Annotated in this window: 24 protein-coding genes and 4 tRNA genes; 25 read left to right on the plus strand and 3 right to left on the minus strand. The window is 70.2% G+C overall.

The features are described 5' to 3' along the window. The first annotated feature begins 52 nt into the window (after positions 1-52). The 12 genes from BLV39_RS04945 (at position 53) to BLV39_RS05000 (ending at position 13,046) form a co-directional block, all read left to right on the plus strand. A complete protein-coding gene (locus BLV39_RS04945; RefSeq protein WP_090787810.1) occupies positions 53-1,228 on the plus strand; it encodes a sensor histidine kinase in 1,176 nt (391 codons plus the stop codon). Further along, entirely contained in the window at positions 1,218-2,348 is a 1,131-nt protein-coding gene (locus BLV39_RS04950; RefSeq protein ID WP_090787813.1) for a hypothetical protein, read from the plus strand. The genes BLV39_RS04945 and BLV39_RS04950 overlap by 11 nt, the downstream gene beginning before the upstream one ends. Next, positions 2,318-3,040, plus strand: a complete 723-nt coding sequence (locus BLV39_RS04955; RefSeq protein ID WP_090787815.1) for a response regulator transcription factor — start codon at positions 2,318-2,320, stop codon at positions 3,038-3,040. The genes BLV39_RS04950 and BLV39_RS04955 overlap by 31 nt, the downstream gene beginning before the upstream one ends. Before the next feature lie 95 nt (positions 3,041-3,135). After that, on the plus strand, positions 3,136-3,912 hold the full coding sequence (locus BLV39_RS04960; RefSeq protein ID WP_239083718.1) for a hypothetical protein: 777 nt from the start codon (positions 3,136-3,138) through the stop codon (positions 3,910-3,912). Between the two features lie 112 nt (positions 3,913-4,024). Continuing rightward, positions 4,025-4,579: a NuoI/complex I 23 kDa subunit family protein gene (locus BLV39_RS04965; protein WP_090787818.1), complete on the plus strand. Its 555-nt coding sequence runs from the start codon at positions 4,025-4,027 to the stop codon at positions 4,577-4,579. Beyond that, positions 4,576-5,079, plus strand: coding sequence for an NADH-quinone oxidoreductase subunit J family protein (locus BLV39_RS04970; protein ID WP_090787821.1), 504 nt, complete (start codon positions 4,576-4,578; stop codon positions 5,077-5,079). The genes BLV39_RS04965 and BLV39_RS04970 overlap by 4 nt, the downstream gene beginning before the upstream one ends. Continuing rightward, positions 5,076-5,423 (plus strand): NADH-quinone oxidoreductase subunit NuoK, encoded by a 348-nt coding sequence (gene nuoK, locus BLV39_RS04975; protein WP_090787824.1) that lies wholly within the window; start codon positions 5,076-5,078, stop codon positions 5,421-5,423. Before BLV39_RS04970 ends, nuoK begins: the two co-directional genes overlap by 4 nt. Then, positions 5,420-7,279, plus strand: coding sequence for an NADH-quinone oxidoreductase subunit 5 family protein (locus BLV39_RS04980; RefSeq protein ID WP_090787827.1), 1,860 nt, complete (start codon positions 5,420-5,422; stop codon positions 7,277-7,279). The genes nuoK and BLV39_RS04980 overlap by 4 nt, the downstream gene beginning before the upstream one ends. Beyond that, a complete protein-coding gene (locus tag BLV39_RS04985) occupies positions 7,276-8,799 on the plus strand; it encodes a complex I subunit 4 family protein (RefSeq protein ID WP_090787829.1) in 1,524 nt (507 codons plus the stop codon). Before BLV39_RS04980 ends, BLV39_RS04985 begins: the two co-directional genes overlap by 4 nt. Further along, complete coding sequence (locus BLV39_RS04990) at positions 8,796-10,283, plus strand: NADH-quinone oxidoreductase subunit N (protein ID WP_090787831.1); 1,488 nt, start codon at positions 8,796-8,798, stop codon at positions 10,281-10,283. The genes BLV39_RS04985 and BLV39_RS04990 overlap by 4 nt, the downstream gene beginning before the upstream one ends. Before the next feature lie 535 nt (positions 10,284-10,818). Then, complete coding sequence (htpX, locus tag BLV39_RS04995) at positions 10,819-11,697, plus strand: zinc metalloprotease HtpX (protein ID WP_090787834.1); 879 nt, start codon at positions 10,819-10,821, stop codon at positions 11,695-11,697. An 89-nt stretch (positions 11,698-11,786) separates the two neighbouring features. Further along, entirely contained in the window at positions 11,787-13,046 is a 1,260-nt protein-coding gene (locus BLV39_RS05000) for an MFS transporter (protein ID WP_090787837.1), read from the plus strand. A 519-nt stretch (positions 13,047-13,565) separates the two neighbouring features. On the opposite strand, the gene BLV39_RS05005 is transcribed toward BLV39_RS05000, so the two are convergent. Together BLV39_RS05005 and BLV39_RS05010 are read right to left on the minus strand one after the other, a co-directional pair. Beyond that, positions 13,566-13,820, minus strand: a complete 255-nt coding sequence (locus BLV39_RS05005) for a hypothetical protein (protein WP_090787841.1) — start codon at positions 13,818-13,820, stop codon at positions 13,566-13,568. A 184-nt stretch (positions 13,821-14,004) separates the two neighbouring features. Continuing rightward, positions 14,005-14,502 carry a YajQ family cyclic di-GMP-binding protein gene (locus BLV39_RS05010; RefSeq protein WP_090791146.1) on the minus strand — a complete coding sequence of 166 codons (498 nt, stop codon included), beginning with the start codon at positions 14,500-14,502 and terminating at the stop codon, positions 14,005-14,007. 147 nt (positions 14,503-14,649) lie between these two features. Between BLV39_RS05010 and BLV39_RS05015 the strand changes: the two genes are divergently transcribed. After that, positions 14,650-14,733, plus strand: a tRNA-Tyr gene (locus BLV39_RS05015). A 444-nt stretch (positions 14,734-15,177) separates the two neighbouring features. Here BLV39_RS05015 and BLV39_RS05020 read toward each other — a convergent pair. Next, entirely contained in the window at positions 15,178-15,639 is a 462-nt protein-coding gene (locus tag BLV39_RS05020; RefSeq protein WP_090787844.1) for a hypothetical protein, read from the minus strand. Between the two features lie 214 nt (positions 15,640-15,853). Here BLV39_RS05020 and BLV39_RS05025 point away from each other — a divergent pair, with 214 nt between their 5' ends. The 12 genes from BLV39_RS05025 to rplA all read left to right on the plus strand — a co-directional run bounded on the left by BLV39_RS05025 (position 15,854) and on the right by rplA (position 22,963). Next, positions 15,854-16,051 (plus strand): hypothetical protein, encoded by a 198-nt coding sequence (locus BLV39_RS05025; protein ID WP_090787847.1) that lies wholly within the window; start codon positions 15,854-15,856, stop codon positions 16,049-16,051. A 41-nt stretch (positions 16,052-16,092) separates the two neighbouring features. Further along, positions 16,093-18,630, plus strand: coding sequence for a putative bifunctional diguanylate cyclase/phosphodiesterase (locus BLV39_RS05030; protein ID WP_090787850.1), 2,538 nt, complete (start codon positions 16,093-16,095; stop codon positions 18,628-18,630). 92 nt (positions 18,631-18,722) lie between these two features. Next, positions 18,723-18,795 (plus strand) — tRNA-Thr (locus BLV39_RS05035). 13 nt (positions 18,796-18,808) lie between these two features. Continuing rightward, a tRNA-Met gene (locus BLV39_RS05040) sits at positions 18,809-18,881 on the plus strand. A gap of 106 nt (positions 18,882-18,987) precedes the next feature. Continuing rightward, positions 18,988-19,155, plus strand: a complete 168-nt coding sequence (gene rpmG / locus BLV39_RS05045; RefSeq protein ID WP_090787854.1) for a 50S ribosomal protein L33 — start codon at positions 18,988-18,990, stop codon at positions 19,153-19,155. Between the two features lie 148 nt (positions 19,156-19,303). Next, entirely contained in the window at positions 19,304-19,750 is a 447-nt protein-coding gene (locus BLV39_RS05050; RefSeq protein ID WP_090787857.1) for a MaoC family dehydratase N-terminal domain-containing protein, read from the plus strand. A 3-nt stretch (positions 19,751-19,753) separates the two neighbouring features. Continuing rightward, entirely contained in the window at positions 19,754-20,155 is a 402-nt protein-coding gene (locus BLV39_RS05055; RefSeq protein WP_090787860.1) for a MaoC family dehydratase, read from the plus strand. An 81-nt stretch (positions 20,156-20,236) separates the two neighbouring features. Continuing rightward, positions 20,237-20,309: transfer RNA gene (locus BLV39_RS05060), tRNA-Trp, on the plus strand. A gap of 129 nt (positions 20,310-20,438) precedes the next feature. Further along, positions 20,439-20,819, plus strand: a complete 381-nt coding sequence (gene secE, locus BLV39_RS05065) for a preprotein translocase subunit SecE (protein WP_089244835.1) — start codon at positions 20,439-20,441, stop codon at positions 20,817-20,819. Between the two features lie 66 nt (positions 20,820-20,885). Further along, positions 20,886-21,632 carry a transcription termination/antitermination protein NusG gene (gene nusG, locus BLV39_RS05070; protein ID WP_090791148.1) on the plus strand — a complete coding sequence of 249 codons (747 nt, stop codon included), beginning with the start codon at positions 20,886-20,888 and terminating at the stop codon, positions 21,630-21,632. Positions 21,633-21,756: 124 nt separating this feature from the next. Beyond that, positions 21,757-22,188 carry a 50S ribosomal protein L11 gene (gene rplK / locus BLV39_RS05075; RefSeq protein ID WP_089244837.1) on the plus strand — a complete coding sequence of 144 codons (432 nt, stop codon included), beginning with the start codon at positions 21,757-21,759 and terminating at the stop codon, positions 22,186-22,188. Between the two features lie 61 nt (positions 22,189-22,249). Then, entirely contained in the window at positions 22,250-22,963 is a 714-nt protein-coding gene (gene rplA / locus BLV39_RS05080; RefSeq protein ID WP_090787863.1) for a 50S ribosomal protein L1, read from the plus strand. Positions 22,964-23,245 lie beyond the last annotated feature (282 nt).

The following is a 23,245-nucleotide window of genomic DNA, read 5'->3' on the forward strand; positions in this document are numbered from 1 at the left end:
ACCGCCTTCCGGTCCGCCGGACCGGCCGTGGTCAACTCCGGAGCCGATCTCCATGGCGCCGGTGCCCGCGGCACCCGACGCGCCGCCCACCGCCAACCCGGCCGGCGTCGCCCTGGCCCGGGTCTACGCGCTGTTCCCGGCCGCCATCCGGCTGAGCTGTGGGATCGCCGTCGCGGCGGTCGCCCTCGCGGTGCGCGAGCCACCGGTCCAGGCGGTGCCGTTGGCGCTGGCCGTGGTCGTGTTGACCATCTGGTCCTATGTCTTCTATCGGCAGACCATCGACAACGGCATCCGGGCCCGGGTCGTGCTGGTCGACGCCGCCCTGACCATCACCGCCTGCCTGGCGATGGAGGTGCTCGTCGCGCCCGCCGTCATGCCCGGCGGCGTGAGCTGGGTCGCGGTGCTGGCCAGCACCTCGATCGTCACCGCGCAGTTCGCGCTGCGGGTCGTGCACGGCATGCTCCTCGGGCTGACGATCGCGGCCGCGTACTGCGTCGGCGCGATCCTGGCCCATGACGTGGACGAGGCGATCAGCCACTCGGCGGTGCTGGTCGCACAGACCTTCCTCGCCGCGGGGCTGGTCTACGTGACCCGGCGCAGCGCCCGCGCGGCCGACAGCGTCTTCTCCGCCTACCAGCGCGCCCATCGCGAAACGGTGATCGCCCGGGCGGCGCGCGAGGCCGAGCGCAAGCAGAACCGCGACCTGCACGACACCGTGCTGTCCACGTTGACCATGGTCGGCCTCGGCGGCGTCGCCGGCCAGTCGGCGATGTTGCGCGCCCGCGCCTCGTCCGACCTGCGCACGCTCTTCGACCCGGCGCGCCGGCCCGCCCTCGACCCGACCGCCAAGGTGTCCCTCGACGAGCGGCTCCGGGTCGTGGTCGAGCGCTTCGAGGGCTATCCACTGACCGCGGCGCTGGAGCCCTGCCTCGTGCCGTCGGCGGTGGCCGACGCGCTCGCCGAGAGCGCCGACGCCGCCCTGTCCAATGTGGTCCGCCATGCCGAGAACGCGGTCGCCTGGCTGCGCCTGCACCGCACCCGGGGCGCCGTCGTGGTCGAGGTGATCGACGTCGGCCCGGGCTTCGACATGGCGGCCATTCCGCCTTATCGCTACGGCATCCGTGAGTCGATCATGGCTCGGATGGCCGCCGTCGGTGCCACCGCCCGGATCGACACCGCACCGGGCAACGGCACCCGCATCCAGTTGGAGTGGGTCGATGTCGGCTGAGCGCCTGCGGGTCGCCGGTGCCGCGGTGGCGGCCACCACCGACCGTGGCGGCCGGATCGCGGCCGTCGCCATCGCCTTCGGCTGGCACTTCGCGGTCAACGTGCCCGGGATCGCCGGCGGCTGGGGCGAATACCGGGTGCCCTGGGCCGCCGCGGCCGGCTGGGTGCTGTTCGTCGTGGTCGGCGTGCTGGCCACCGCCCGCCTGTTCTACGGCTTCGCGGTGCCGGTCTTCCCGCTGCTGGGCGTGCTGCTGATCGTCGACGTGCTGGTCATCGCGATCACCCCGGACGACCAGATCTTCAACACCCTCAACTGGGCGTGGGGCACGATCGGGTGGTTCGCGCTCCTGCTGCTCTACGACCGGGGCGTCGGCGCGCTGGTCGCCGTACTCGTGGCCAACGCCGTCTTCGGCCTGGTCGGCGTGGTCGCGGCGAGCACCGAGGCGAGCGGTGCGGCCGACCTCAGCCGCTTCGTCATGTACATCTACGGCACCGGCGTGCTGCCGATCGCCCTGGTGGCGGCCATGGGCGTGCTGCGCGAGACGGCTCTGTCGACGGCGGCGAGCGAGGCGGCCCGGGCGGCACTGGAGTCGGAGCGGCTCGGCGCGGCACACGCCCAGCAGGAGCGCCAGGACCGCCTCGGCATCGTCTCCGAGGCCGCCGGCGCGCTGCTGCACGACCTCGCCACCGGCCGCGCCGATCCTGCCGACCTCGACGTCCAACGGGCCTGCGCGCTCGCCGCCGCCCAGCTCCGCCGGCTGATCGCCGAGTCCGACGACGTGCCCGACCCGCTGCTGCACGAGCTGCGCGCCTGCGTCGACGTGGCCGAGCGGCAGGGTGTGCCGGTCGACCTCATCGCCGTCGGCGAGCTGCCCGAGCTCGACGTCGCGATCCGGCGCCGGCTGGCCGAGCCGCTCGCGGCGACGTTGGCGACCGCGCGGGATTGGGCCCGGGTGACGGTGGTGGCACAGCCCGACGAGGTGGTGGTCAGCCTGACCACCCCGGCGACGGCGGGGCCGGCCAAGGAGTCGCATTCCTGGCCGATGGACGGCGTAGTGGACTACTGGTACGAGCGGGACGAGGAACTGGTATGGACGCAGACACGGTGGCGAGCGGCATGATCTACGGGTCGGGAGGCGCGCGCACCACGGTCGCGATCGTCGACGACCATCCCGTGGTGCTCGAGGGCGTCCGCTCGTGGCTGGCCGCCGACCCGCGCCTCGAGGTGGTCGCGACCGGCGACAACGTCGACGCCGTGCTGGCCGCCGGACCGACCGACGTGATCCTGCTCGACCTGCGGCTGCACGGCCGGATGGCGATCGACAAGGTGAGCGAGCTGAGCGCGGCCGGGCAGCGCGTGGTGGTCTACTCCGAACACCACGAGCCGTCGACGATCCTGGCCGTCCTCGACGCCGGCGCGGTGGCCTTCCTGGCCAAGCACGAGGGGCGCGACCACTGTGTCGAGACGGTGTTGGCGGCCGCGGCCGACCGCCCGTACGTGCCACCGTCGCTGGCCGGTGCGATGGTCGGTGACCGGCGCAGCTCCCGGCCGGCACTGTCCGACAAGGAGCGCGAGGCGCTGCTGCTCTGGTTCCAGTCGATGTCGAAGGCGTCGGTGGCCAAGCGGATGCAGATCAGCGAGCACACCGTGAAGCAATACGTCGACCGGGCGCGGATCAAGTACGCCCGGGCCGGGCGCCCGGCGGCGACGAAATCGGCGCTGCTCGCGCGGGCCATCGAGGACGGGTTGATCCGCCCCGAGGAGATTGTGACGTACCGGTCATACGCGTCAACCGATCGGCCATTGCCCTAACCCGCCGATCGAACGACCCCCGGTTGACTGTCATGACACTGCGTGGCGGCAGGGCCAACATGGTGACAGGTTCCTCACCCTGGAGGCCCCTCCCCATGAGTGCCACACCCTTCTTCATCCAGCCATACCGGTTCGACGACCCGACCGCCGACGACACCAGCCCGATGCTCGACCGCCAGCGCGCCGTCGTGCTCGAGCCGGGTGAAGAGGTGCTCTGGCGCGGGCAGGTCAACGTCACGGGCTACCTCGTCGGCCCGACCGGCGGCAGCGTCGGCAACGGCCAAGCCGAGCGGCGCTGGACGCTGCCCCGATACGCCGACGTGACGATCACCGATCGCCGGCTCGCGTACGTCTGCGACGACTGGGACCTCGCCCGGGTCGGTGCGCCCCGGCACCGCTCGACGCCGTCCTTCGCCCGCCCCCGGCCGAGGCGCCGCCCCGCACTGGGCGGCGGCACCCGGGTGGCCACCGGCCAGATCCTCTGGCAGTGGCCGTGGCGGCTGCACCTGCTGCCCGCGCCCGGTCCGCAGGGTGTGCTGATCGTCTGCGACTCGATGCGCTCCAACCGCCGTCCGGCGCTGATGCTCGCCGGCGGCGTGGCGAGTGACGGTCGGGAGCTCGCGCTGACGGTGCGCCGTTCGATCGCCCGGTTCCGCCTGACCAACCCCGACATCGTCGAGCTCTCGCCGCGCGACCGCGACGCGCTGCAACTGCGGGCCGGCTCGGCCCTGCTGCTCGACGAGTTGACCGACCCGCAGCGTGGCGTCGCCCTGCCGGGCGGCCTGCCGGTCGAGTTCGTCAACCGTGACGACTACTACCACCCGGCCCCGGTCCAGCAACAGTGGGGCCTGGCTGGCGGCGGCCCCGCCTAGGCTCGTCGGCTTCCATCCCTCCCCGGCAAACAGGGCGTCCCGCGAGGGGCGTCCTGTTCGCATTGGGCGCACGGATTGAATCAAGACAACCAATCACGGCAGGATAAGGGTCATGGGTGTACCCGGAGCAGGGTTGGCGAAGGGCCTGGCCGTCACGTTGAAGACGATGACGCGTCGTTCGCACACCCATCAGTACCCGGATGTGGCCCCTGACCTGCCGCCGCGCTCGCGTGGAGTGATCGCGCTGCTGGCCGAGAACTGCACGGTGTGCATGTTGTGCGCGCGCGAGTGCCCCGACTGGTGCATCTACATCGACTCGCACAAGGAAGAGGTCGTGGTGCCCGGCGCGGCCCGGCCGCGCCAGCGCAACGTGCTCGACAAGTTCGACATCGACTTCTCGCTGTGCATGTACTGCGGCATCTGCATCGAGGTGTGCCCGTTCGACGCGCTCTACTGGTCGCCCGAGTTCGAGTACGCGGAATACGACATCAAGAACCTCCTGCACGACAAGGACCAGTTGGGCGAGTGGATGGACACCGTGCCGCCGCCGCCCGCGCACGACCCCAACGGCGAGCCGGCCAAGGAGGAGTCGACCGCGGCCAAGCGCGCCGCCGGCGGCGAGCCCGACTCCGGCCGCCCGGCCCGGCCGCCGCGAGCGCCGAGGTGACGGGCGCCGACGTGCTGCTGCTGGCCCTCGGGGCGGTGGCGGTGGGTTCCGGCGTCCTCGTGGTGACCACCGACCAGCTCGTCCGGGCCGGCCTCTACCTGGTCGTCTGTCTCGGCGCCATCGCCGGCCTCTACCTCGTGCTCACCGCCGAGCTGGTCGCCTGGGTCCAGGTGCTGATCTACGTCGGTGCGGTCGTCGTGCTGCTGCTGTTCGCGGTGATGCTGACCAGGGCGCCGATCGGCCGCTCGCCTGACCTCAACCGACCTGGCCTGCCGGCCGTGCTGATCGGTGGCGGCGCCGGGCTCGGCCTCGCGGTGCTGTTCGCGGACGCGTTCCGCTTCACCAAGGTCGACCTGCCGAGCCCGGGCAACGCGGAGGCCATCGGCACCGAGCTGTTCCGCTCCTGGGTGCTGCCGTTCGAGGTGCTCTCCGTGCTGCTGCTGGCCGCGCTGGTCGGAGCGATCATCGTGTCCCGGCCGGACATCGGGAGCAGACCTTGAGACCGGTCATCCCGTACGTCGTCGCCGCGCTGCTCTTCGGCGCCGGCGTCTACGGGGTGCTGCGCAGGCGCAACGCGGTCCTGGTGTTGATGGCCGTCGAGCTCATGCTCAACGCCGTCAACCTGATCCTGGTCACCGCCGACACCACGGTGCGCGGCACGCTGCCGCACGGCGGGCAGGTCTTCGCGCTGTTCGTGATCGTGCTCGCCGCGGCCGAGGTCGGTGTGGGCCTGGCCATCGTCCTCCAGCTCTACCGGCTGCGGTCCAGCGTCGCGGTCGACACCGTGCGACTGGACGCCGCGCCGGCCAGCGAGCTCGACGAACCTCGACTGGTGCGCGAATGAGCGTTGACGTGCTGGGGCCGCTGCTTCCCGTCGTACCCCTGGTGGCGGCTCTTTCCGGTTTTGTCCTGCCGCTGCGGTCCCGGACCGCGGCGGCTCTGCTCGGCATCGCGGGCGCCACCGGCGCGCTGGTGGTCGCGATCCTGCTCGCGGTCCGGGTCGACGAGCCGTTCGAGACGGTCGTCGAGTGGGTCCAGATCGGCAACCTGTCGGTCACCGCGGGCGTGCGGATCGACTCGGCGGCGGCGCTGGTGGCCGTCGCGGTCGGCGTGGTCGCGCTGGCCGTCCAGGTCTACTCGACCGCTTACCTGCACGACGACGACCGCTATCCGCCGTACGCCGCGCAGGTCAGCCTGTTCACCGCCGCGATGCTGCTGGTCGTGGTCGCCGGCGACCTGATACTGCTGCTGGTCGGCTGGGAGATCATGGGCATCTGCTCGTACCTCCTGATCGGCCATGACCGGCGGCTGCCCGAGGCACCCGCGGCGGCGGTCAAGGCGTTCCTCGTCACCCGGGTGGGTGACATCGGCTTCCTGCTCGGCATCGTGCTGCTGGGCGTCAACGCCGGCAGCTTCTGGATCACTCAGGTGCTGGCATCGCTGCCCGGCCTGCCGGCCGCCACCGTGACCGCCGCGGCGCTGCTGCTGCTCGCCGGGGTCGCCGGGAAGAGCGCGCAGTTCCCGCTGCACACCTGGTTGCCGGACGCGATGGCCGGCCCGACGCCGATCTCCGCCCTGATCCACGCGGCCACGATGGTCGCCGCCGGCATCTACGTGGTGACCCGGCTCTACCCGGTGTTCGTGCTCGGCGACCCCTCGCTGGTCGTGCTCGGCGTCATGGCCGTGATCACCGTGCTGATCGGCGCGCTCGCCGCGACCGCGCAGGACGACATCAAACGGGTGCTGGCCTGGTCGACCGTCTCGCAGATCGGCTACATGGCGGCCGCGCTGGCCGTCGGTGCGCCGGCGGTCGCGCTGTTCCACCTGCTCACCCACGCCGCCTTCAAGGCGCTGCTGTTCCTCGGGGCCGGCTCGATCATCCACGAGGTGGGCAGCAACTCGATGTCCGCGATGGGCGGGCTGCGCCGACGGATGCCGGCCACGTTCTGGTCCATGACCATCGGGCTCGGCGCGCTGATCGGGCTGCCGCCGCTGGCCGGCTTCTGGAGCAAGGACGCGGTGCTGCACGCCGCCTCCTCGGCGGAGGCCGGTTGGCTGCCGGGTCTCGTCTACGGCGTCGGCCTCGCCGGCGTGCTGATCACCGCCTGGTACGCGGGCCGCCTGTGGCTGCGCACGTTCTTCGGCACCCCGCGCTCGCCCGGCGCGTCGTCGGCCCACGAGCCGTCCTGGCCCATGACGGTGCCGGTCGTGGTGCTGGCCGTGCCCAGCGCGCTGCTCGGGCTGCTGGCGTTCGCCGACGGCTTCGGCGCCCGGCTGACCCCGTTCGTGGTCGACCTGCCGGAGGTGGAGCTGTCGCACCTCGGCGCCGAGACGGCCGCCCCGCTGGCCGCCCTGGTGCTCGGGTTCGTGCTGGTCTGGGCGCTGTGGCGCCGGGACGCGGCGCGCGACCCGGCCCGGTTCCTCGGCCCACTGCGGTCCACGTTCGACAACGCGTTCTGGCTCGACACCGTGCAGGACCGGCTCGTGGTCCGCCCGGTGGTGGTGCTGGCCCGGCGGGTCTCGACCGCCGACCAGCGCGTGGTCGACGGCGCGGTCGAGGGCACCGGCCAGGGCACCGCCGACGCGGGTGACGTGCTCGCCGCCTGGCACCGGGCCGGGCTGCCCCGGGCCGCGACCGCCCTGCTGGCCGGCGTGCTGCTGTTCGCGTTCGCCGCGGCGCTCTACGGGAGTGCGACATGAGCGAGGCGTTGCTGATAGCGGTGCTCGCCCTGCCTGCCGTGGGCGCGGCCGCCGCTTTCTTTCCCGACCGTGCCGGCCGACTCTTCGGCACCGTGTTGGCCGCGCTGGCGTTCGTCGCGAGCCTGTTACTCGGCGCGTACTCCCAACCAGCCAGTTGGTTCGCCTACACCCCCGCCGCACAGGGCGCGCCGCCCATCGTGCCGTGGACCTCGGTCGACACGCCCTGGGTGCCGGCGCTCGACCTGCGGCTGCACTTCGGTGTCGACGGCGTCTCGTACCCCCTGGTCGTGTTGACCACGCTGTTGACGCTGCTCTGCTGCCTCTACACGCTGTGGCATGTGCCCACCGGCGGCCGTGGCTCGACGCTGGTCGCGCTGCTGCTGGTGGTCGAGGTCGGGATGCTCGGCACCTTCCTCGCCCTCGATCTCGTGCTGTTCTTCGTGTTCTTCGAGGTCGTGCTGCTGCCGATGTACGCGGTGATCGCCGGCTGGGGTGGCGAACGGCGCCGGCACGCGGCCCGCAAGTTCGCCCTCTACACCCTGTTCGGCTCGGTGCTGCTGCTGGTCGGCGTGTTCACGGTGGTCGCCGCGGCCGGCACCGCCGACCTGGTCACGCTCACCTCGGGCTCGGTCTCCCTGACGCGGAACACCCAGTTGGCCGCGTTCGCGCTGCTGGCGATCGCGTTCGCGGTCAAGAGTCCGCTCTGGCCGCTGCACACCTGGCTGCCCGACGCGCACACCCAGGCGCCGACGGTGGGCAGCGTCCTGCTGGCCGGCGTGCTGCTGAAGATGGGCACCTACGGCCTGATCCGGGTGGCGGTCGGCGTGGCACCCGAGGGCGCGCGGTGGGCCTCGCCGCTGCTGGGTGCGCTCGCGGTCGCCGCGATCCTGGTCGGCTGCCTGGTCTGTCTCGCGCAGACCGAGCTCAAACGCCTGATCGCCTACTCCAGCGTCGGCCACATGGGCTTCGTGCTGCTCGGCGTCGCGACGCTGACGGCGACCGGCATCCAGGCCGCACTGATCGGCAACGTCGCGCACGGCATCATCACCGGCCTGCTGTTCTTCCTGGCCGGCGCGGTCAAGGACCGGTTCCACACCGGCGATCTCGCGGTGCTCGGCGGGCTGCGCGAGCGTTCGCCGTGGCTGTCCGGGCTGCTGGCGTTCGCGGCGATCGCGTCGCTCGGGCTCCCCGGCCTGGCCGGTTTCTGGGGCGAGGCGTTCGCGGTCGTGGCCGCATTCGAGCGCGGCGGCGCGGGCTGGGTGACGCTGGGCGTCCTGGCCGCGATCGGCGGCGCGCTGACCGCCGCGTACTTCCTGCGCATGCTGCGCAAGGTCACCCACGGCGCGGCCTCGCCCGCGGTCGCCGCTCCGCCACTGCCGGCCCTGCGGGTCAGCGGCATGGAGCTCGTCGCCTGGTCACCGCTGGTGGTGCTGGCCCTGCTGGTCGGCCTGGTGCCGGCGGTGGTGCTCGGCCTCTCCGCGGCACCGGTGCAGTCGCTGGTCGAGGCGGTGACCCCGTGACGCAGGCCGTCGACCATGTCGCACTGCTGCCGGGCTATCTGGCCGCCGCCACCGCGGTGCTGGTGCTGTTGGCCGACCTGTTCGTGGCCCGGCGCCCTGTCACGTTGGTGGTCGCCTTCTGCGGGGCGGTGGCGACCGCGGTGGTCGCGATCGTCGTGGGTCTTGGCAACTCCCGCTCGACGTTCTGCCTGCCGGAGGGTTGCTCCTACCTGGCCGACGGCCGGTCCGCCCTGGTCGCCGCCATGTTCGGTTTCCTGACCGCGGGCGTCCTGCTGCTGTCGGCGCCGCTGCTGCGAGCCGGCGTGGCACCGGCGGGGGAGTACTGCTTCCTGCTCGCCTGCTCGATGACCGGCGGCGTCGTGCTGGGCTCGGCAGGCGACCTGATCACCCTGATCGTCGCCCTCGAGACCTTGACCCTTCCCTTGTACGTGTTGGTAGGCATGCGCCGCCAGACGATGGAGAGTGCGGCCGCAGCGGTCACCTTCTTCGTGGTCAGCGTCGTGGCGACGGCGGTCTCGCTGCTCGGCGCGGCGCTGCTCTACGCGGTCACCGGTCGGCTGCACCTGTCCGCCCTGGCGCCGGCGCTGACCGGCGACGTGTCCCTGGCCGGCGGCGACCCGGTCCGCGCCCTCGACCTCCCGCTCACCTCGGCAGGCATCGCGCTGCTCGTGCTCGGCCTGGCGTTCAAGGTCGCGGCGGTGCCGTTCCACGCCTGGGCGCCACCGACGTACGACGGCGCGCCGCTGCCGGTCGCCGCCTACCTGTCGACGGCATCGAAGCTGGGCGGCGTGGTGGCTCTCCTAGCGGTGGTCACGGTCGCGTTGCCGCCCGCGGTCACGGGTCCGGTGCTGGCCGCGCTCGCGGTGCTGACCATGACGGTCGGCAACCTGGTCGCCCTCAGGCAGATCCGGATGACCCGCCTGCTGGCCTGGTCATCGGTGGCCCAAGCGGGCTACATCCTGGCACCGCTGGGCGCGCTGGCGCTCGCTTCCGGCCGCACGGGCGAGGCCTTCGACACGGCCGTAACGGCAGCCGTGGCCTACACGATCTTCTTCGTGGTGCTCGAACTCGGCGCGTTCGCGGCCGTGGTAGCCCTGCGCGAGCCCACCGCAGACGGCGGCCGCCTCGACTCCTACCGGGGCGCGGCCCGCCGGAACCGTTTCGTCGGAGCGGCGTTGGCGCTGGCCCTGATCGGCCTGGCCGGCCTCCCACCGGGCCTGGCGGGCCTGTTCGCGAAGGTCGCGGTAGTCCGATCCCTGCTGACCGGCTCGTCGGGTTGGCTGGCAGTGATCGTCGCCCTCAACGCAGTGATCGGCCTGGCCTACTACGTCCGCGTGGCCGCACTCCTCTACGCCCCGGACCCCCTGAACCGCCCGTCCCGCACGGTCCCCTGGCCGGTGGCCGGGGTCCTGGCAGCGGCAACAGTCTTCGCACTGGTCGTGGGCTTCGCCCCACAGCTGGTCCTGGACTGGGCAGCCGGCTGACAAACCCGCCCTACTCCCGGCGCTCGCGGCGGTGATCGACGCATGCATGGCGTTCGGGGTTCACCCCGCGCGCCAAACCAAAGCCGCAGCGTAGGGGCGGGTCCCGTTGTCGGGCGTAGCTCTCAAGTCAGGATCTCCGGGCGGTGACAAGGTGGAGCGCCCTACCGGACGTACGACCTTGTCACCGCCCGGAGATCCTGATGCCCTTGCGAAGTCCGACAACGGGACCCGCCCCGCCCGACCCGAGGGTCCCCGCAGCTCGGCTGGGGTCCGGGGCAAAGCCCCGAAAGGCCCGTGCACAGCGAACCTGGCAGGGACGGGCCCCCCAGGCCCGGCCCGGTCCCCGGCGGGAGCAACGGTCCGGACCCCAACGGACCCGGGAAAATCTGCCCTTTATCCGCCCTTGATCGTCCTTCGTCCCAATAGATGGCTTCGCCTTCAGGGAACTCTCAGCCGGCGCGGGCATGGTCGATGGACCGGGGTTGTTGCACTGTTCAGCGGGTTAACCCCACCCGCGTTCTGAAGGAGGGACGCGTTGCACAGGCATTTCAACGGCCTCAAGACGGCCGCGCTTCTAGGCCTGCTCACAGCGCTCATTCTCGGCATCGGGTTCGCGGTCGCCGGCACGTCCGGCCTGGTCATCGCTCTGGTCATTTCGCTGCTGCTGAACGGCACCAGCTATTTCTGGTCAGACAAGATCGCGCTGCGGTCGATGCGGGCCCGGCCGGTCAGCGAGGCCGAGTTCCCCGCGCTCTACCAGATGGTGCGGGAGCTCGCGGCGGACGCTCGGCAGCCCATGCCCCGGCTCTACGTCAGCCCCACGATGCAGCCCAACGCGTTCGCCACGGGGCGCAACCCCGAGCACGCCGCGGTCTGCGTGACCACCGGGATCACCCAGATCCTGGACTACCGCGAGCTGCGCGCGGTGATCGGCCACGAGCTGTCGCACGTCTACAACCGCGACATCCTGATCTCCAGCGTGGCGGCGGCGATTGGCGGCATGATCACGTTCCTCGCCTACCTAGCGTGGTTCCTGCCCGCCGGCGGTGACGACGACGAGGGCCAGAACCCGGCCGTCTTCTTCGCGATGCTGATCCTCGGCCCGTTCGCGGCGTCGATCATCCAGCTCGCGATCAGCCGCAACCGCGAGTTCCAGGCCGACGCCTCCGGCGCCGCGCTCAGCCGCGACCCGCTGGCGCTCGCCAGCGCGCTGCGCAAGATCGACGCCGGCGCCCGGCAGCTCCCGTTGCCGGCCGACAACCAGTACACGACCACCGCGCACCTCATGATCGCCAACCCGTTGCGCGGTGCGGGCCTCGCCAAGCTGTTCTCCACCCACCCGCCGATGGCCGAACGGGTCCGCCGGCTGGAGGAGATGGCCAACCGCGAGGTCGGTCCAGTGCAGTTCCAGTAATCTGCGTCACCCTGTAAAGAGTTAGGCCGGAAGACCAGCCGACCGTTAGGTTCGGCTGGTCTTCCGGTCGTTACAGGGGTGGGTTGGTCATGGCAGCGCTGCGTCAGTACCTGGTGGTCTGGCGGATTCCGGGCGCCCCTGTGCTGTTTATCTTCGGCATCATCGGCCGGCTCGGCATCGGCATGACCCCGCTCGCCCTCCTGCTGGTCGTGGAGGACGTCACCGGACGTTTCACGACGGCGGGCATCGCGGGCGGCATCTACGCGGTCGCCGGCGCGCTGCTCAGCCCACTCGCCGGGCGGGTGGCCGACCGGATCGGCCCGACCCGGGTACTGCTGGTCACCGGCGTGGCGCACCCACTGGCCCTGCTCGCCCTGGTGGTAGCGCACGACAAGGGCCTGGCCGTGATCTTCGCGGCCAGCGCGGCGGCCGGCGCGACCTTCCCACCGATTAGCGCCGCACTCCGCGGTGCCCTGAACGACGCCACCGCGCCCGCCACCGGCCGCTTCCACCTGCGCAACCTCGCGCTCGCCGCCGAGACAGCGGTGTTCGAGCTCGTATTCGTGCTCGGCCCCCTGCTGGTCGCCGCCTTCCTCCTCTTCGCCGACGCCACGGCGGCATTGCTCGGCGCCGGCGTGGTCACCCTGGTCGGCACCGTCGTGGTGGCCCTCGGCAAGGTCATGCGGGGTTGGCAGCCGCACCCACCGTCGACCCACGCCAAGGGCCTGGGCCCGCTGAAGGTCCCAGGCTTCCCCGCGCTGCTGGTCTGCGTCTTCGGCCTGGGCACGGCTTTCGGCGCGACCGGCGTGACGGTGCCGGCCTTCGCCGCGGCGGAGGGCGTCTCGGACCCGGACACCTTGGCCGGCGTACTGCTCTCGGTCTGGGCAGTAGGCAGCGCCACCGGCGGTTTCTGGTTCGGCACCCGACGCCCGGCGGCCAACCTGACCCGTCAGTTCACGGTGCTTCTGGCGCTGCTGGCCGGCACCTTCGCGGTCTTCGCGGTCATGCCCTCACCGCTGTGGCTGGGCATCGCCCTGGTCTTCGGCGGCGTAGTGATCGCGCCGGGGCTGACCGTCGAGAACACGATGGTGGGCCGGATCGCTCCAGGGTCGATGCTGAACGAGGCCTATACCTGGGTGGTCACCGTGTCGGTCGGAGCGTCCGCAGTCGGCGGCGCGGGCGCGGGCTGGCTCGTCGACAAGGCCGGCCCGCCGTGGGCGTTCGTGTTCGCGGGGATGGCGGTCGCCGTGGGCGCCCTGGTCGCGGCCCCGTCCGGAGGGCCGATCGCCCGCGCCGAAAAGCACGCAGCGGTACGCCTGGAGGCGGCCTTGGAGCCCGAGGCCGTCTGACGGCGGTTGTTCGCGCCTGCGGCCGGTCGATCGTGCCGGTTGAGTAGCGATCGGCGGTGGGCCTGGATGCGGCCTTGGAGCCCGAGGCCCGTCTGGCGGCGGTTGGTCGCACTTCCGGCCGGTCGATCGTGTCGGTTGAGTAGCGATCGGTGGTTGGCGTGGACGTGGCGTTGAGCCCGAGGCGGTCTGAGGGCGCTGGTCGCGCCTGCGGACGGCTGATCGTGCCTGAGTAGCGATTGGCGGTTGGCCTGGACGTGGCGTTGGAGCCCGAGGCGAACTGGCGGCGGCTAATCGCGGCTTCCGCCAGCCCGATCGCTTGCGCCGAGAGGGGCATACGGCGCTGTGCTGACTGCGGCGTGCCGTGGTGGTGTCTTCCCGCGGGCGTGTCGGGTGCGGGGCGCAGGTGTGTCCGGGAGCCAACATGTTTTTGCATGTACGTACATGCAAAAACATGTCGGCGCCCGCGAGATGCCCTGCCGGGCGGACGACACGCCCGGGCGGCGGCACGCCAGCTTCGGTCTAGTCGGTCGCCTGCGCGACGGCATGCCGGGCGGCTTTGGCGGCACCGTGGCCCGTCCGGCGACACGCGCGGACCCGCGGGTCGTCGTTCCTCGTCGGCCGTTGCTGGTCCCATCCGGCGCCGGTGGTCAGGGCGGCACCGCCGGTCTCGGCGAAGCCTCCCTCGATATCCAGGTCACCTCGACGTTGGTGCCGCGGTTGCTGACCAGGACCGCCGGAGCGCCGGGCGATTCCGCGGACCATGAGCGCGCCCACGGTCCCGCACCTTTGGCCCGCGGACCATGACCGCGGCCCACGCGGGCCAAAGTGCGGGGCACCGCTCAAGCGCGGTCTTGGACCTGCGATCTGCTGGCGGCGCAGTTCGGCCCGGCTGCGGGTGACGCGGCCGGGCCGAGAGGCTGACTGGCGAGTTCGCGACCGGAGGCCGCGCCGCTCGCGGTTAGCGGTAGTTCGTGAACTGGAGTGCGAGGCCGAAGTCGCCGCCCTTGAGCAGCGTGATGACGGCCTGGAGGTCGTCCTTCTTCTTGCCGGTCACGCGGAGCTGGTCGCCCTGGATCTGGGCCTGGACGCCCTTCGGGCCTTCCTCGCGGATCTTCTTGCTGATCGCCTTGGCCTTCTCGGTGTCGATGCCCTGCACGATCTTGGCGTCGATCTTGTAGGTCTTGCCCGAGGCGCGTGCCTCGCCGGCGTCCAGCGACTTCAGCGAGATGTTCCGCTTGATCAGCTTCTCCTTGAAGACGTCGAGCGCGGCCTTCACCCGCTCCTCGGTCTCGGCACTGAGGTTGACGGCGGCCTCGCCGCCGGCCCAGGTGATCTCAGCCCCGGTGCCGCGGAAGTCGAAACGGGTCGCAAGCTCCTTCTCGGTCTGCCGCACGGCGTTGTCGACCTCTTGCTGGTCGACCTTGCTGACGACGTCGAAGGACGGGTTCGCTGCCATGATCATGCTCCTGCTCGGTGCGGTGTTCTGGCGGTGTCCACGGCCGGCACGGCGGCGCGGACATGCCGACCGTACCCGGTTGCATTCCGGGCCGGTGCTACCGCTATCCTTGCTTCCGCTGCCGCATCCAGTGTGGCGGCACGCCCTGGCGGGTTGCCCGAGCGGCCAATGGGAGCGGACTGTAAATCCGTCGCGAAAGCTTCAGAGGTTCGAATCCTCTACCCGCCACCAGGCACCAAGTAACGACCCCAGACCGGTATTACGCGGTCCGGGGTCGTTTCATTTTGGGCCTTTGTTTGTTCGCCTTTTGCGGCGGGTCGAGCGACATTCCGTCAAACGCCGACAGCAGCCGTTGGCGAACAGCGTCCAAGGCTGGTCCTCCGCCGTACCGGCGGTCACCTCAAGCCCGTCCAAAGGCGCCGCGCCGCCATGATGAGCCGTTAGCGTCGCGTACTACCGACCGCTCGGCTGGGACGGCGAGCAGACCGGACCGCACGTCGGCCCGAGCGGGCGGAGACCAGCCCGGATGACGGCGTCCAGCCCTCGCGCCCGCCGCCTAAGGAACCAACGCCGAGCCAACGCCGCTGGCGGAGGATCTACCTCGGCGGACGTTCGCGCCATTCGCAAGAAAAAGCATGTCTCCATCTTCTAGATCAAAGTCTGCCAACTTGCTGGTCAGGCGCCGGCAGCGGTCAACGCGACCACCGCACGGTCGGCCGCCGCGCGCACCCGGGGGACCGGATCGGTCCGCAACACGCTGACGGCCATCAACGCGTCGCCGACCAGATGGCGGGCGACCACCTTCGCGGCCAGCTCGCGCACCCGCCACTCGGTGTCGCCCAGGGCTAGTACGGTGGTCGATGCGGCGCGGTCCTCCCACGCCCAGAGCAGACCGCGCGCGGCCCAGACGCGAACCCAGTACCAGCGAGAAGATCCCGGACCGCCGTCCACCGGATCGAGCGCCCACGATGCGGCCGGACCACCAAGGACGACGATGAGGGGCGCGTCCCGGTCGTCGGCGCCGGCCAGCAGGGCGATGCAGCCGTCCACCACCGCGTCCCGCCCGCGCCGGTCGCACTCGGCCAGGATCCTGGTCCGCGGCGGCGGGGCGGCCACCGCTCGGGCTTGGCCGGTCATCGCCGCATTGTCGCGCGGGTAAGCCCTCGGGGGTCGCTTCCGACTGGACAAATGCGACCGGCCAAAGGCGCGCCTAAGGTTAGGCTCGTACGATTGGTTGGGTTTTCATCTGCCGATGGTTCGGGCCCCACCCGATGCTCTGTGCGTCGCCATACATGATGTGGCACCATCTTCTTACCCAACGCCGTGCCACCCCCGTGACAGGAGCAATCAGATGCGCGCACGCTTGTTCGGCCGCTGGGCTGGTCGGGCTGCGATCTTCGCCGTCCTCGGGCTCGGCGCCCTTGTCGCTGGTGGAGTCGCCTCGGCGCAAAGCTACATCGACCACGCTGAGGTCCAGGCCGTCGGTGAAGCCACCTCTGGTGCCATGGTCAAGGGCGCTCTGGCCTCCTTGGCCGTCGAGTGGAACTGACGCCACCGAGCACATTCGACCGCGTCCGCTGAGGGACGTCGATGGTCAGCGTCCGTAATGTTCCACGGCCGCAGGAGTACGCCTGGTTGATCACCGGGCCACTCGGCCTGTTCACTGTTTTGGTCGCGCTCGTGCTCAGCACGACGCAGCGAACCATTTACGGTGAGTGGCTGCTTGGCCTGCTCTTTCTCGGCTTATTCGCGCTGGCGGATCTGCTGGTCCTGATGGTCCAGGTTCGACGGCAGACCTTCACGATCACGCTTGTCGAGATCCCGTTCCTGCTGGCGCTGTTCTGGCTGCCGCCAATGACGGTGATCTTGGCTCGGGTCATCGCGTCGATCATCGCCCAGACCAGCCGACACGTGCCGCCGGTGAAGCTCTGGTTCAACGTGGCCAGCAACGCCGCGTCGACCGCGCTCGCGACGCTGATTGTCTTCAGCGCCCACCCGCTGCACGTCAATGACGACGAGCGCGTCGGGCCGTACGCCTGGGCGGTGCTGGCCGCGGCGGTCACGGCGATGGTCCTCTCGACCCTGGCGACGACCGCCGGCGTCATCACGCTGGTGCAGGGCCGGATCTCCACCCGGGACCTGATCCGGATCGCGACGCCGGTGACCGTGGTCGCCGGCATCAACATCACGATCGGCTTGATCACGCTCGTCGTGCTCCAGCAGGGCGTCTGGTCGATCCTGCTGCTGGCCGCGCTCGCCACCTGTTTCGTTGCCGCCTATCGGTCCTACTCGCGCTTCCTGCGGCAGCACCGCACGCTCAGTGAGATCTACGACCTGACCAGGTCGATCGCGGACACCCCGCACGACGGCACGTTGATCGATATCTTGCTGCACCGGGTCCGCGGCCTGCTCCAGGCCGAGTACGCCACGCTGTGGTTGCCCGCGCTCGGCCGCTATCCGGAGATCCTGCTCTCCGCCCGCGTTGACGACACCGGTCTGGTGGACCTGACCCGCATCCCGGAGGCGATCCGGCAACGGGTACGCGACACCGGCACGACGATCGCGGTGGGGCACCGGCTCGGCACCGACGAGCTGCGGGCGGAACTGCGCGAGGCGCGTGCCAAGGACGGAATTGTGGTGGCGCTGCGCGCCGGCTCGGCCGTGATCGGCTGTCTCGAGGTCGCCAACCGACTCAGCGACCTCGACAGCTTCGGTGAGAGCGACGTGCGGCTGCTGGAGACGATCGCCGCGCACGCCGCCGTCGCGGTCGAGAACTCCCGCCTGGTCGAGCGGCTCAGGCACGACGCCTACCACGACAGCCTCACCGGCCTGCCCAACCGGCGACGGATCACGGCCGCGATCGACGAGTCGGTCGGCGTACGTGCCCCGGGTGAGCAGGTCGCCGTGCTGTTGTTCGATGTCGACGGCCTGCGGCAGGTCAACGAGTCGATGGGCCATAGCGCCGGCGACCAGGTGCTCGCCGAGGTCGGCCGGCGGCTGCGTGCCTGCGCGCCGCCCGGAGCGCTGATCGGCCGTCTGGGCAGTGACGAGTTCGCGGTCACCCTGCGGGTGGAGAGTCCGGACGCGGCGCAGGCGATCGCCGCGCTGATGCGGGAGCAGATCCGCGACGAGATGGTCTTCGGATCGCTCACCCTCGACGTCGAGACCGCGGTCGGCATCGTCGTACACCCGGATCATGGCAGTGACGCCGCCCTCCTGCTCCAGCGTGCCGACCTGGCCGCCACCGCGGCCAAGACCGTGCCCGGCAGCATCCAGCTGTTCAACGCCGGGCTCGAGTCACGTTCGGTGCGCCGTCTCGCCCTAGCGGGTGACCTGCGGCGGGCCCTCGACAACGACCAGATCGAGGTCTACTTCCAGCCGAAGGTGACGTTGACCGACCGGCGGCTGCTCGGCGTCGAGTGCCTGGCCCGCTGGGAGCATCCCGCGCACGGCGCCGTGCCGCCGGAAGACTTCGTCGCGGTCGCCGAGCACACGGGCCAGCTCGCCCGCTTGACCGAGGCGGTGCTCAAGGAAGGCCTCAAGCGGTGCCGTGACTGGTCGGCCACCGACCATCCGCTGTCGATCTCGGTCAACCTCTCCGCGCGTACGCTGATCGACGCCGATTTCCCCACCCGGGTGCAGGAACTGCTCGGGGAGTACGGCGTCGCGCCGCACCGATTGACCTTCGAGATCAAGGAGGAGGGCGTCCTGGACGGCACCGACCGTCCGATGCCCACCTTGCGCCGGCTGCGCGACATCGGCGTGCGGCTGTCGGTCGACGACTTCGGCACCGGCTACTCGTCCCTGTCCTACCTGCGCCGGCTGCCGGTGCACGAGGTCAAGGTGGACCGCTCGTTCGTGCAGGGCATGGCCACCGACCCGGCCGACCTGGCGATCGTCAACGCGGTCGTGACGCTGTCCCAGCAGTTCGGCCTTACCGTGGTCGCCGAGGGCGTGGAGAGCGAGCTCACCCTCGAGCTCCTGCAGGACATCGGTTGCGAGGTCGGGCAGGGCTTTCTGTTCAGCCGGCCGCTGCCTTACGAGCGGCTGGAGGCCTGGTTCTCGGCGCAGACCGAGTCCGAGTCGACGGCCGCGGGCGAGGTCCGGCGGCTGCGTGCGGTCACGTGACAAAGTGGTCCGGACGGCACTGGTATCCCGATTTCCTGGCCTGACAACAGCCGTGTACTCTTACCCCTGCGCATCAGCGAGCTAGATCGCGCGCCCCCTTAGCTCAGTCGGCAGAGCGTCTCCATGGTAAGGAGAAGGTCTACGGTTCGATTCCGTAAGGGGGCTCTGTTCCACCCGCGGCGGTGTAGCTCAGTTGGCAGAGCAAGCGGCTCATAATCGCTGTGTCGCCGGTTCAAATCCGGCCACCGCTACTGTTGATTCGGGCGCCGCTGGCGCCCGTTTTGCTGGATGACCGGGCCACCAGGTAGTCTGGTCGGCCGGTAGGTTCAACACCCGTTTCGAGGAAGGCACCCCGCCGTGGCCAAGGCGACCGACGTCCGTCCCAAGATCACTTTGGCGTGCACGGAATGCAAGGAGCGGAACTACATCACGCGGAAGAACCGGCGTAACGACCCGGACCGCATCGAGATGAAGAAGTTCTGCCCGCGCGACGGCCGCCACACCGTGCACCGCGAGACGCGCTAACCCGCAGCCCAAGCTTCCACGGCCGGCACCGCCATCGGCGGGGCCGGCCGTTGTGCTGCCATCGAGCAGGTTGGCAACGCTGCTCTGTCAACACGTAGGCAACGCCGGCCTCCACCGCACCTGGCGCACCGCGCTCTAGGCTAGGCAGATGCCCCTGGACCCGTCCCACGTCGGCCGCAGCTACCCGCCGACCCCGGCCTATCTGGTCGGCCGCGAGAAGATCCGCGAGTTCGCGAAGGCGATCGGCGCGACCGACGCCGCCTACCACGACCCGGACGCGGCCCGGGAGCTTGGCTACGCCGACGTGATCGCGCCGCCGACGTTCCCGACCGTCGTCTCGTTCGCGTCCAACAACGCGGTCGTCGACGACCCGGACCTGGCGATCGACTACTCCCGCGTGGTGCACGGCGACCAGCGCTTCCAGTACACGCGGCCGATCGTCGCGGGTGACGAGCTCGTCGGCCGGCAGACCATCGAAGAGATCATCTCGCGCGGTGGACACGACTTCATCACCACGCGCACCGACATCACCGACGCGTCCGGCGCATCCGTCGCCATCGCGTGGTCGAAGCTCGTCATCCGCGGGGAGGGCTGACGCATGGACCTACCCACGAAGAAATACCCGGTGACCCGGGCCGACCTGGTTCGCTACGCGGGCGCGTCGGGCGACTTCAACCCGATCCACTGGAACGAGCGGTTCGCCACCAAGGTGGGCCTGCCCGGCGTGATCGCCCACGGCATGCTCACCATGGCTCTGGTCGGCCGCGCGGTCACCGAGTGGGCCGGCGCCCCGGACGCCGTTCTCGACTTCTCTGTCCGGTTCAGCCGACCGGTCCCGGTGCCCGACGACGAGAGCGGCACCGAGATCGAGGTTTCCGCACAGGTGAAGAACACCACCGAAGAGGGTCACACCGTGCTCGCCATCACGGCCGTCTGCGGGGGCGAAAAGGTGCTCTCCCAGGCACGGGCGACGGTGCGAACCTCCCGGTTGGGAAAGTAGGTCCAGTACCCGTACACTGGTCCGCCGTGGGGTCCGTGACTCCTGCGACGCTGCTTGCGCTCGTGGGGTTGCACCTCGCAAAGGGGTGTAGCTCAATTGGCAGAGCAGCGGTCTCCAAAACCGCAGGCTGCAGGTTCAAGTCCTGTCACCCCTGCGCCTATGGCCTGACCGGCTTGACGTGGGATTGGTATCGCCGAGCAGGGCCCCTGTCGGTGATCGGCCAAACCCACTGAGCCGCTAAGGTCGGCGTTACCGAAGCACCACGACCGCGACGGAGGGCGAAGTGGCCGAAAAAAATCGGCGCGACGACGAGTTCGCCGACGACCGCCTTGAGGACGAGGCGTTCGACGACGCTGTCGACGACGACGCCACCGATGAAGACGAACCGGTATCGCGCGGCGGCACCGCAACGCGTTCCCGCGTCGCCAAGGCCGGTGAAAGCACCAGCAAGCGCACCGAAACCGGTCGCGTGGGATTCTTCGGGCGGATCGCCCGGTTCTTCCGCGAGGTCGTCGCAGAGCTGCGTAAGGTCATCTGGCCGACCCGCAAGGAGCTGCTGACCTACACGGCCGTGGTGGTCGTGTTCGTCGCGGTGATGCTGGCGATCGTGGCCGTCCTCGACTTCGGGTTCGCCAAGGGCGTCCTGGCGGTCTTCGGCAACTGATGGCGCGGCGCCGCGGCCCCGAACGGCCGGCCGCGCCGGCCAACACACAGACGGAAGTGAATGAGCGTGCCTGAGTACGACGAGACCGGCGAGACCATCGACGAGCAGTCGTCAGTGGCCACGGCGGACACCGACGGTTCGAGCGAGGCCGCGAACAGCGACGCTGAGACCAGCGAAGCGGAGGCCAGCGAGACCGCGCTGGTCGAGCCTGACGACGACTACGACCCGGTTGCCGAGCTTCGGCAGAAGCTGCGCTACGCGCCCGGCGACTGGTACGTCGTCCACTCCTACGCCGGCTACGAGAACAAGGTCAAGACCAACCTCGAGACCCGGATCACGAGCCTCGACATGGAGGAGTACATCTTCCAGGTCGAGGTGCCGACCCGCGAAGAGGTCGAGGTCAAGAACGGCAAGCGCCTCCAGGTGCAGAACAAGGTCTTCCCGGGCTACATCCTGGTCCGGCTGGAGCTGACCCCGGAGTCATACTCCTGCGTGCGCAACACGCCTGGAGTCACCGGCTTCGTCGGCGCCACCGACCGGGCCGACCGCCCCGCGCCGCTCTCGCTCGACGAGGTGCTCAAGTGGCTGGCGCCGGCGGTCGAGACCGAGCAGACCAAGAAGGCCAAGATCGAGGTCAAGGTCCTCGACTTCGAGGTCGGCGACTCGGTCACGGTCACCGACGGCGCGTTCGCGTCGCTGCCCGCGACCATCAGCGAGATCAACGCCGACCAGCAGAAGCTCAAGGTGCTTGTTTCGATCTTCGGTCGCGAGACCCCGGTTGAGCTCAACTTCAACCAGGTCGCGAAGATCTAAAACCGCTGAGTTACGCTTGTACGTCGGCCCGCCGGGGCCGCGCTCGACCGTGCGCTTTGCTCCGACCGGTCGAGCAGAGCCCGGCCCCCCGGCCAAGTGAGTCCACCCAAGCCCAGGAAGTGACATGCCTCCGAAGAAGAAGCTCGTCAAGACCTTCACGCTGCAGCTGCCGGCGGGTCAGGCGACCCCCGCGCCGCCGGTTGGCCCCGCGCTCGGTCAGCACGGCGTCAACATCATGGAGTTCTGCAAGCAGTACAACAAGGAGACCGAGGCTCAGCGGGGTGACATCGTCCCGGCCGAGATCAGCGTCTACGAGGACCGGACCTTCACCTTCGTGCTGAAGACCCCGCCGGCCGCGCGCCTCCTGATCAAGGCCGCCGGCGTGCCCAAGGGTTCCGGCACGCCGCACACCGCGAAGGTCGGCACGGTGAGCCGCGCCCAGCTGCGCGAGATCGCCGAGCGCAAGATGTCGGACCTCAACGCCAACGACGTAGAGCAGGCCGAGAAGATCATCGCCGGCACCGCCCGGTCGATGGGCATCACGGTCCGCGACTAATCAGTTCGTGGGAGGGCCGCCGCTGACGCGGTCCGCCATTCACCACAGGAGATAGACAGCAATGACACAGCGCAGTAAGAGTTACCGCAAGGCGGCCGAGCAGATCGACCGGGACAAGCTCTACACCCCGGCCGAGGCCGTAAAGCTCACCAAGGGCGCCACCGCCGTCAAGTTCGACCCCACCGTTGAGGTCGCCATGCGCCTCGGGGTCGACCCGCGCAAGGCTGACCAGATGGTCCGCGGCACGGTCAACCTGCCGCACGGCACCGGCAAGACCGCACGCGTCATCGTGTTCGCGGCCGGCGCCAAGGCCGAGGAAGCCACCGCGGCCGGAGCCGACGCCGTCGGCACCGACGAGCTGGTCGCCCGCATCCAAGAGGGCTGGCTCGACTTCGACGCGGCGATCGCCACGCCGGACCAGATGGCCAAAATCGGCCGGATCGCGCGGATCCTGGGCCCGCGCGGCCTGATGCCGAACCCGAAGACGGGCACGGTCACCATGGACGTGACCAAGGCCGTCAACGAGATCAAGGGCGGAAAGATCACCTTCCGCGTCGACAAGCACTCGAACCTGCACCTGATCATCGGCAAGGCCTCCTTCAGCGAGGAGCAGCTGGTCGACAACTACGCCGCGGTCCTCGACGAGGTCCTGCGCGCCAAGCCGTCGGCCTCCAAGGGCAAGTACCTCCGCAAGGTCGTCTTCACGACCACCATGGGCCCGGGCGTCCCGGTCGACCCGAACGTGGTCAAGAACCTGCGCGAGACCGAGGCCTGAGTTTCAGGTTTTTGATCGCCCGTCACCCCTCGGGGTGGCGGGCGATTCGCATTTTGCTCGGGTCCGTCGTGGGTTAGTGGCTCTTGGGCACTGCCCGCCCTGCAAGGGGCAATCTTTCCCGCCCTGACCCAGTTCATTCGCAGGGATTTCGCCTGCGGTGGATGGGACACAGTCCCTTTGGTCACGGCGCGTCGGACGCTTTGGCCGGTGGTCGAGGTAGTGGGCATGCTGCGGTCCATGGTGGACGCCGCTCGCGACCGAGCGCCGCGCGTAACCGGCGAC

Source organism: Asanoa ishikariensis, assembly GCF_900107455.1.
GTDB classification, from domain to species: domain Bacteria; phylum Actinomycetota; class Actinomycetes; order Mycobacteriales; family Micromonosporaceae; genus Asanoa; species Asanoa ishikariensis.

What these genes read in the sequence shown, in the direction of transcription:
- BLV39_RS04945 (WP_090787810.1), top strand. Translation starts at nt 53, where the DNA reads ATGGCGCCGGTGCCCGCGGCACCCGACGCGCCGCCCACCGCCAACCCG.
- BLV39_RS04950 (WP_090787813.1), top strand. Translation starts at nt 1,218, where the DNA reads ATGTCGGCTGAGCGCCTGCGGGTCGCCGGTGCCGCGGTGGCGGCCACC.
- BLV39_RS04955 (WP_090787815.1), top strand. Translation starts at nt 2,318, where the DNA reads ATGGACGCAGACACGGTGGCGAGCGGCATGATCTACGGGTCGGGAGGC.
- BLV39_RS04960 (WP_239083718.1), top strand. Translation starts at nt 3,136, where the DNA reads ATGAGTGCCACACCCTTCTTCATCCAGCCATACCGGTTCGACGACCCG.
- BLV39_RS04965 (WP_090787818.1), top strand. Translation starts at nt 4,025, where the DNA reads ATGGGTGTACCCGGAGCAGGGTTGGCGAAGGGCCTGGCCGTCACGTTG.
- BLV39_RS04980 (WP_090787827.1), top strand. Translation starts at nt 5,420, where the DNA reads ATGAGCGTTGACGTGCTGGGGCCGCTGCTTCCCGTCGTACCCCTGGTG.
- BLV39_RS04985 (WP_090787829.1), top strand. Translation starts at nt 7,276, where the DNA reads ATGAGCGAGGCGTTGCTGATAGCGGTGCTCGCCCTGCCTGCCGTGGGC.
- BLV39_RS05000 (WP_090787837.1), top strand. Translation starts at nt 11,787, where the DNA reads ATGGCAGCGCTGCGTCAGTACCTGGTGGTCTGGCGGATTCCGGGCGCC.
- BLV39_RS05010 (WP_090791146.1), bottom strand. Translation starts at nt 14,502, where the DNA reads ATGGCAGCGAACCCGTCCTTCGACGTCGTCAGCAAGGTCGACCAGCAA.
- BLV39_RS05020 (WP_090787844.1), bottom strand. Translation starts at nt 15,639, where the DNA reads ATGACCGGCCAAGCCCGAGCGGTGGCCGCCCCGCCGCCGCGGACCAGG.
- BLV39_RS05025 (WP_090787847.1), top strand. Translation starts at nt 15,854, where the DNA reads ATGCGCGCACGCTTGTTCGGCCGCTGGGCTGGTCGGGCTGCGATCTTC.
- BLV39_RS05030 (WP_090787850.1), top strand. Translation starts at nt 16,093, where the DNA reads ATGGTCAGCGTCCGTAATGTTCCACGGCCGCAGGAGTACGCCTGGTTG.
- BLV39_RS05050 (WP_090787857.1), top strand. Translation starts at nt 19,304, where the DNA reads ATGCCCCTGGACCCGTCCCACGTCGGCCGCAGCTACCCGCCGACCCCG.
- BLV39_RS05055 (WP_090787860.1), top strand. Translation starts at nt 19,754, where the DNA reads ATGGACCTACCCACGAAGAAATACCCGGTGACCCGGGCCGACCTGGTT.
- rplK (WP_089244837.1), top strand. Translation starts at nt 21,757, where the DNA reads ATGCCTCCGAAGAAGAAGCTCGTCAAGACCTTCACGCTGCAGCTGCCG.
- rplA (WP_090787863.1), top strand. Translation starts at nt 22,250, where the DNA reads ATGACACAGCGCAGTAAGAGTTACCGCAAGGCGGCCGAGCAGATCGAC.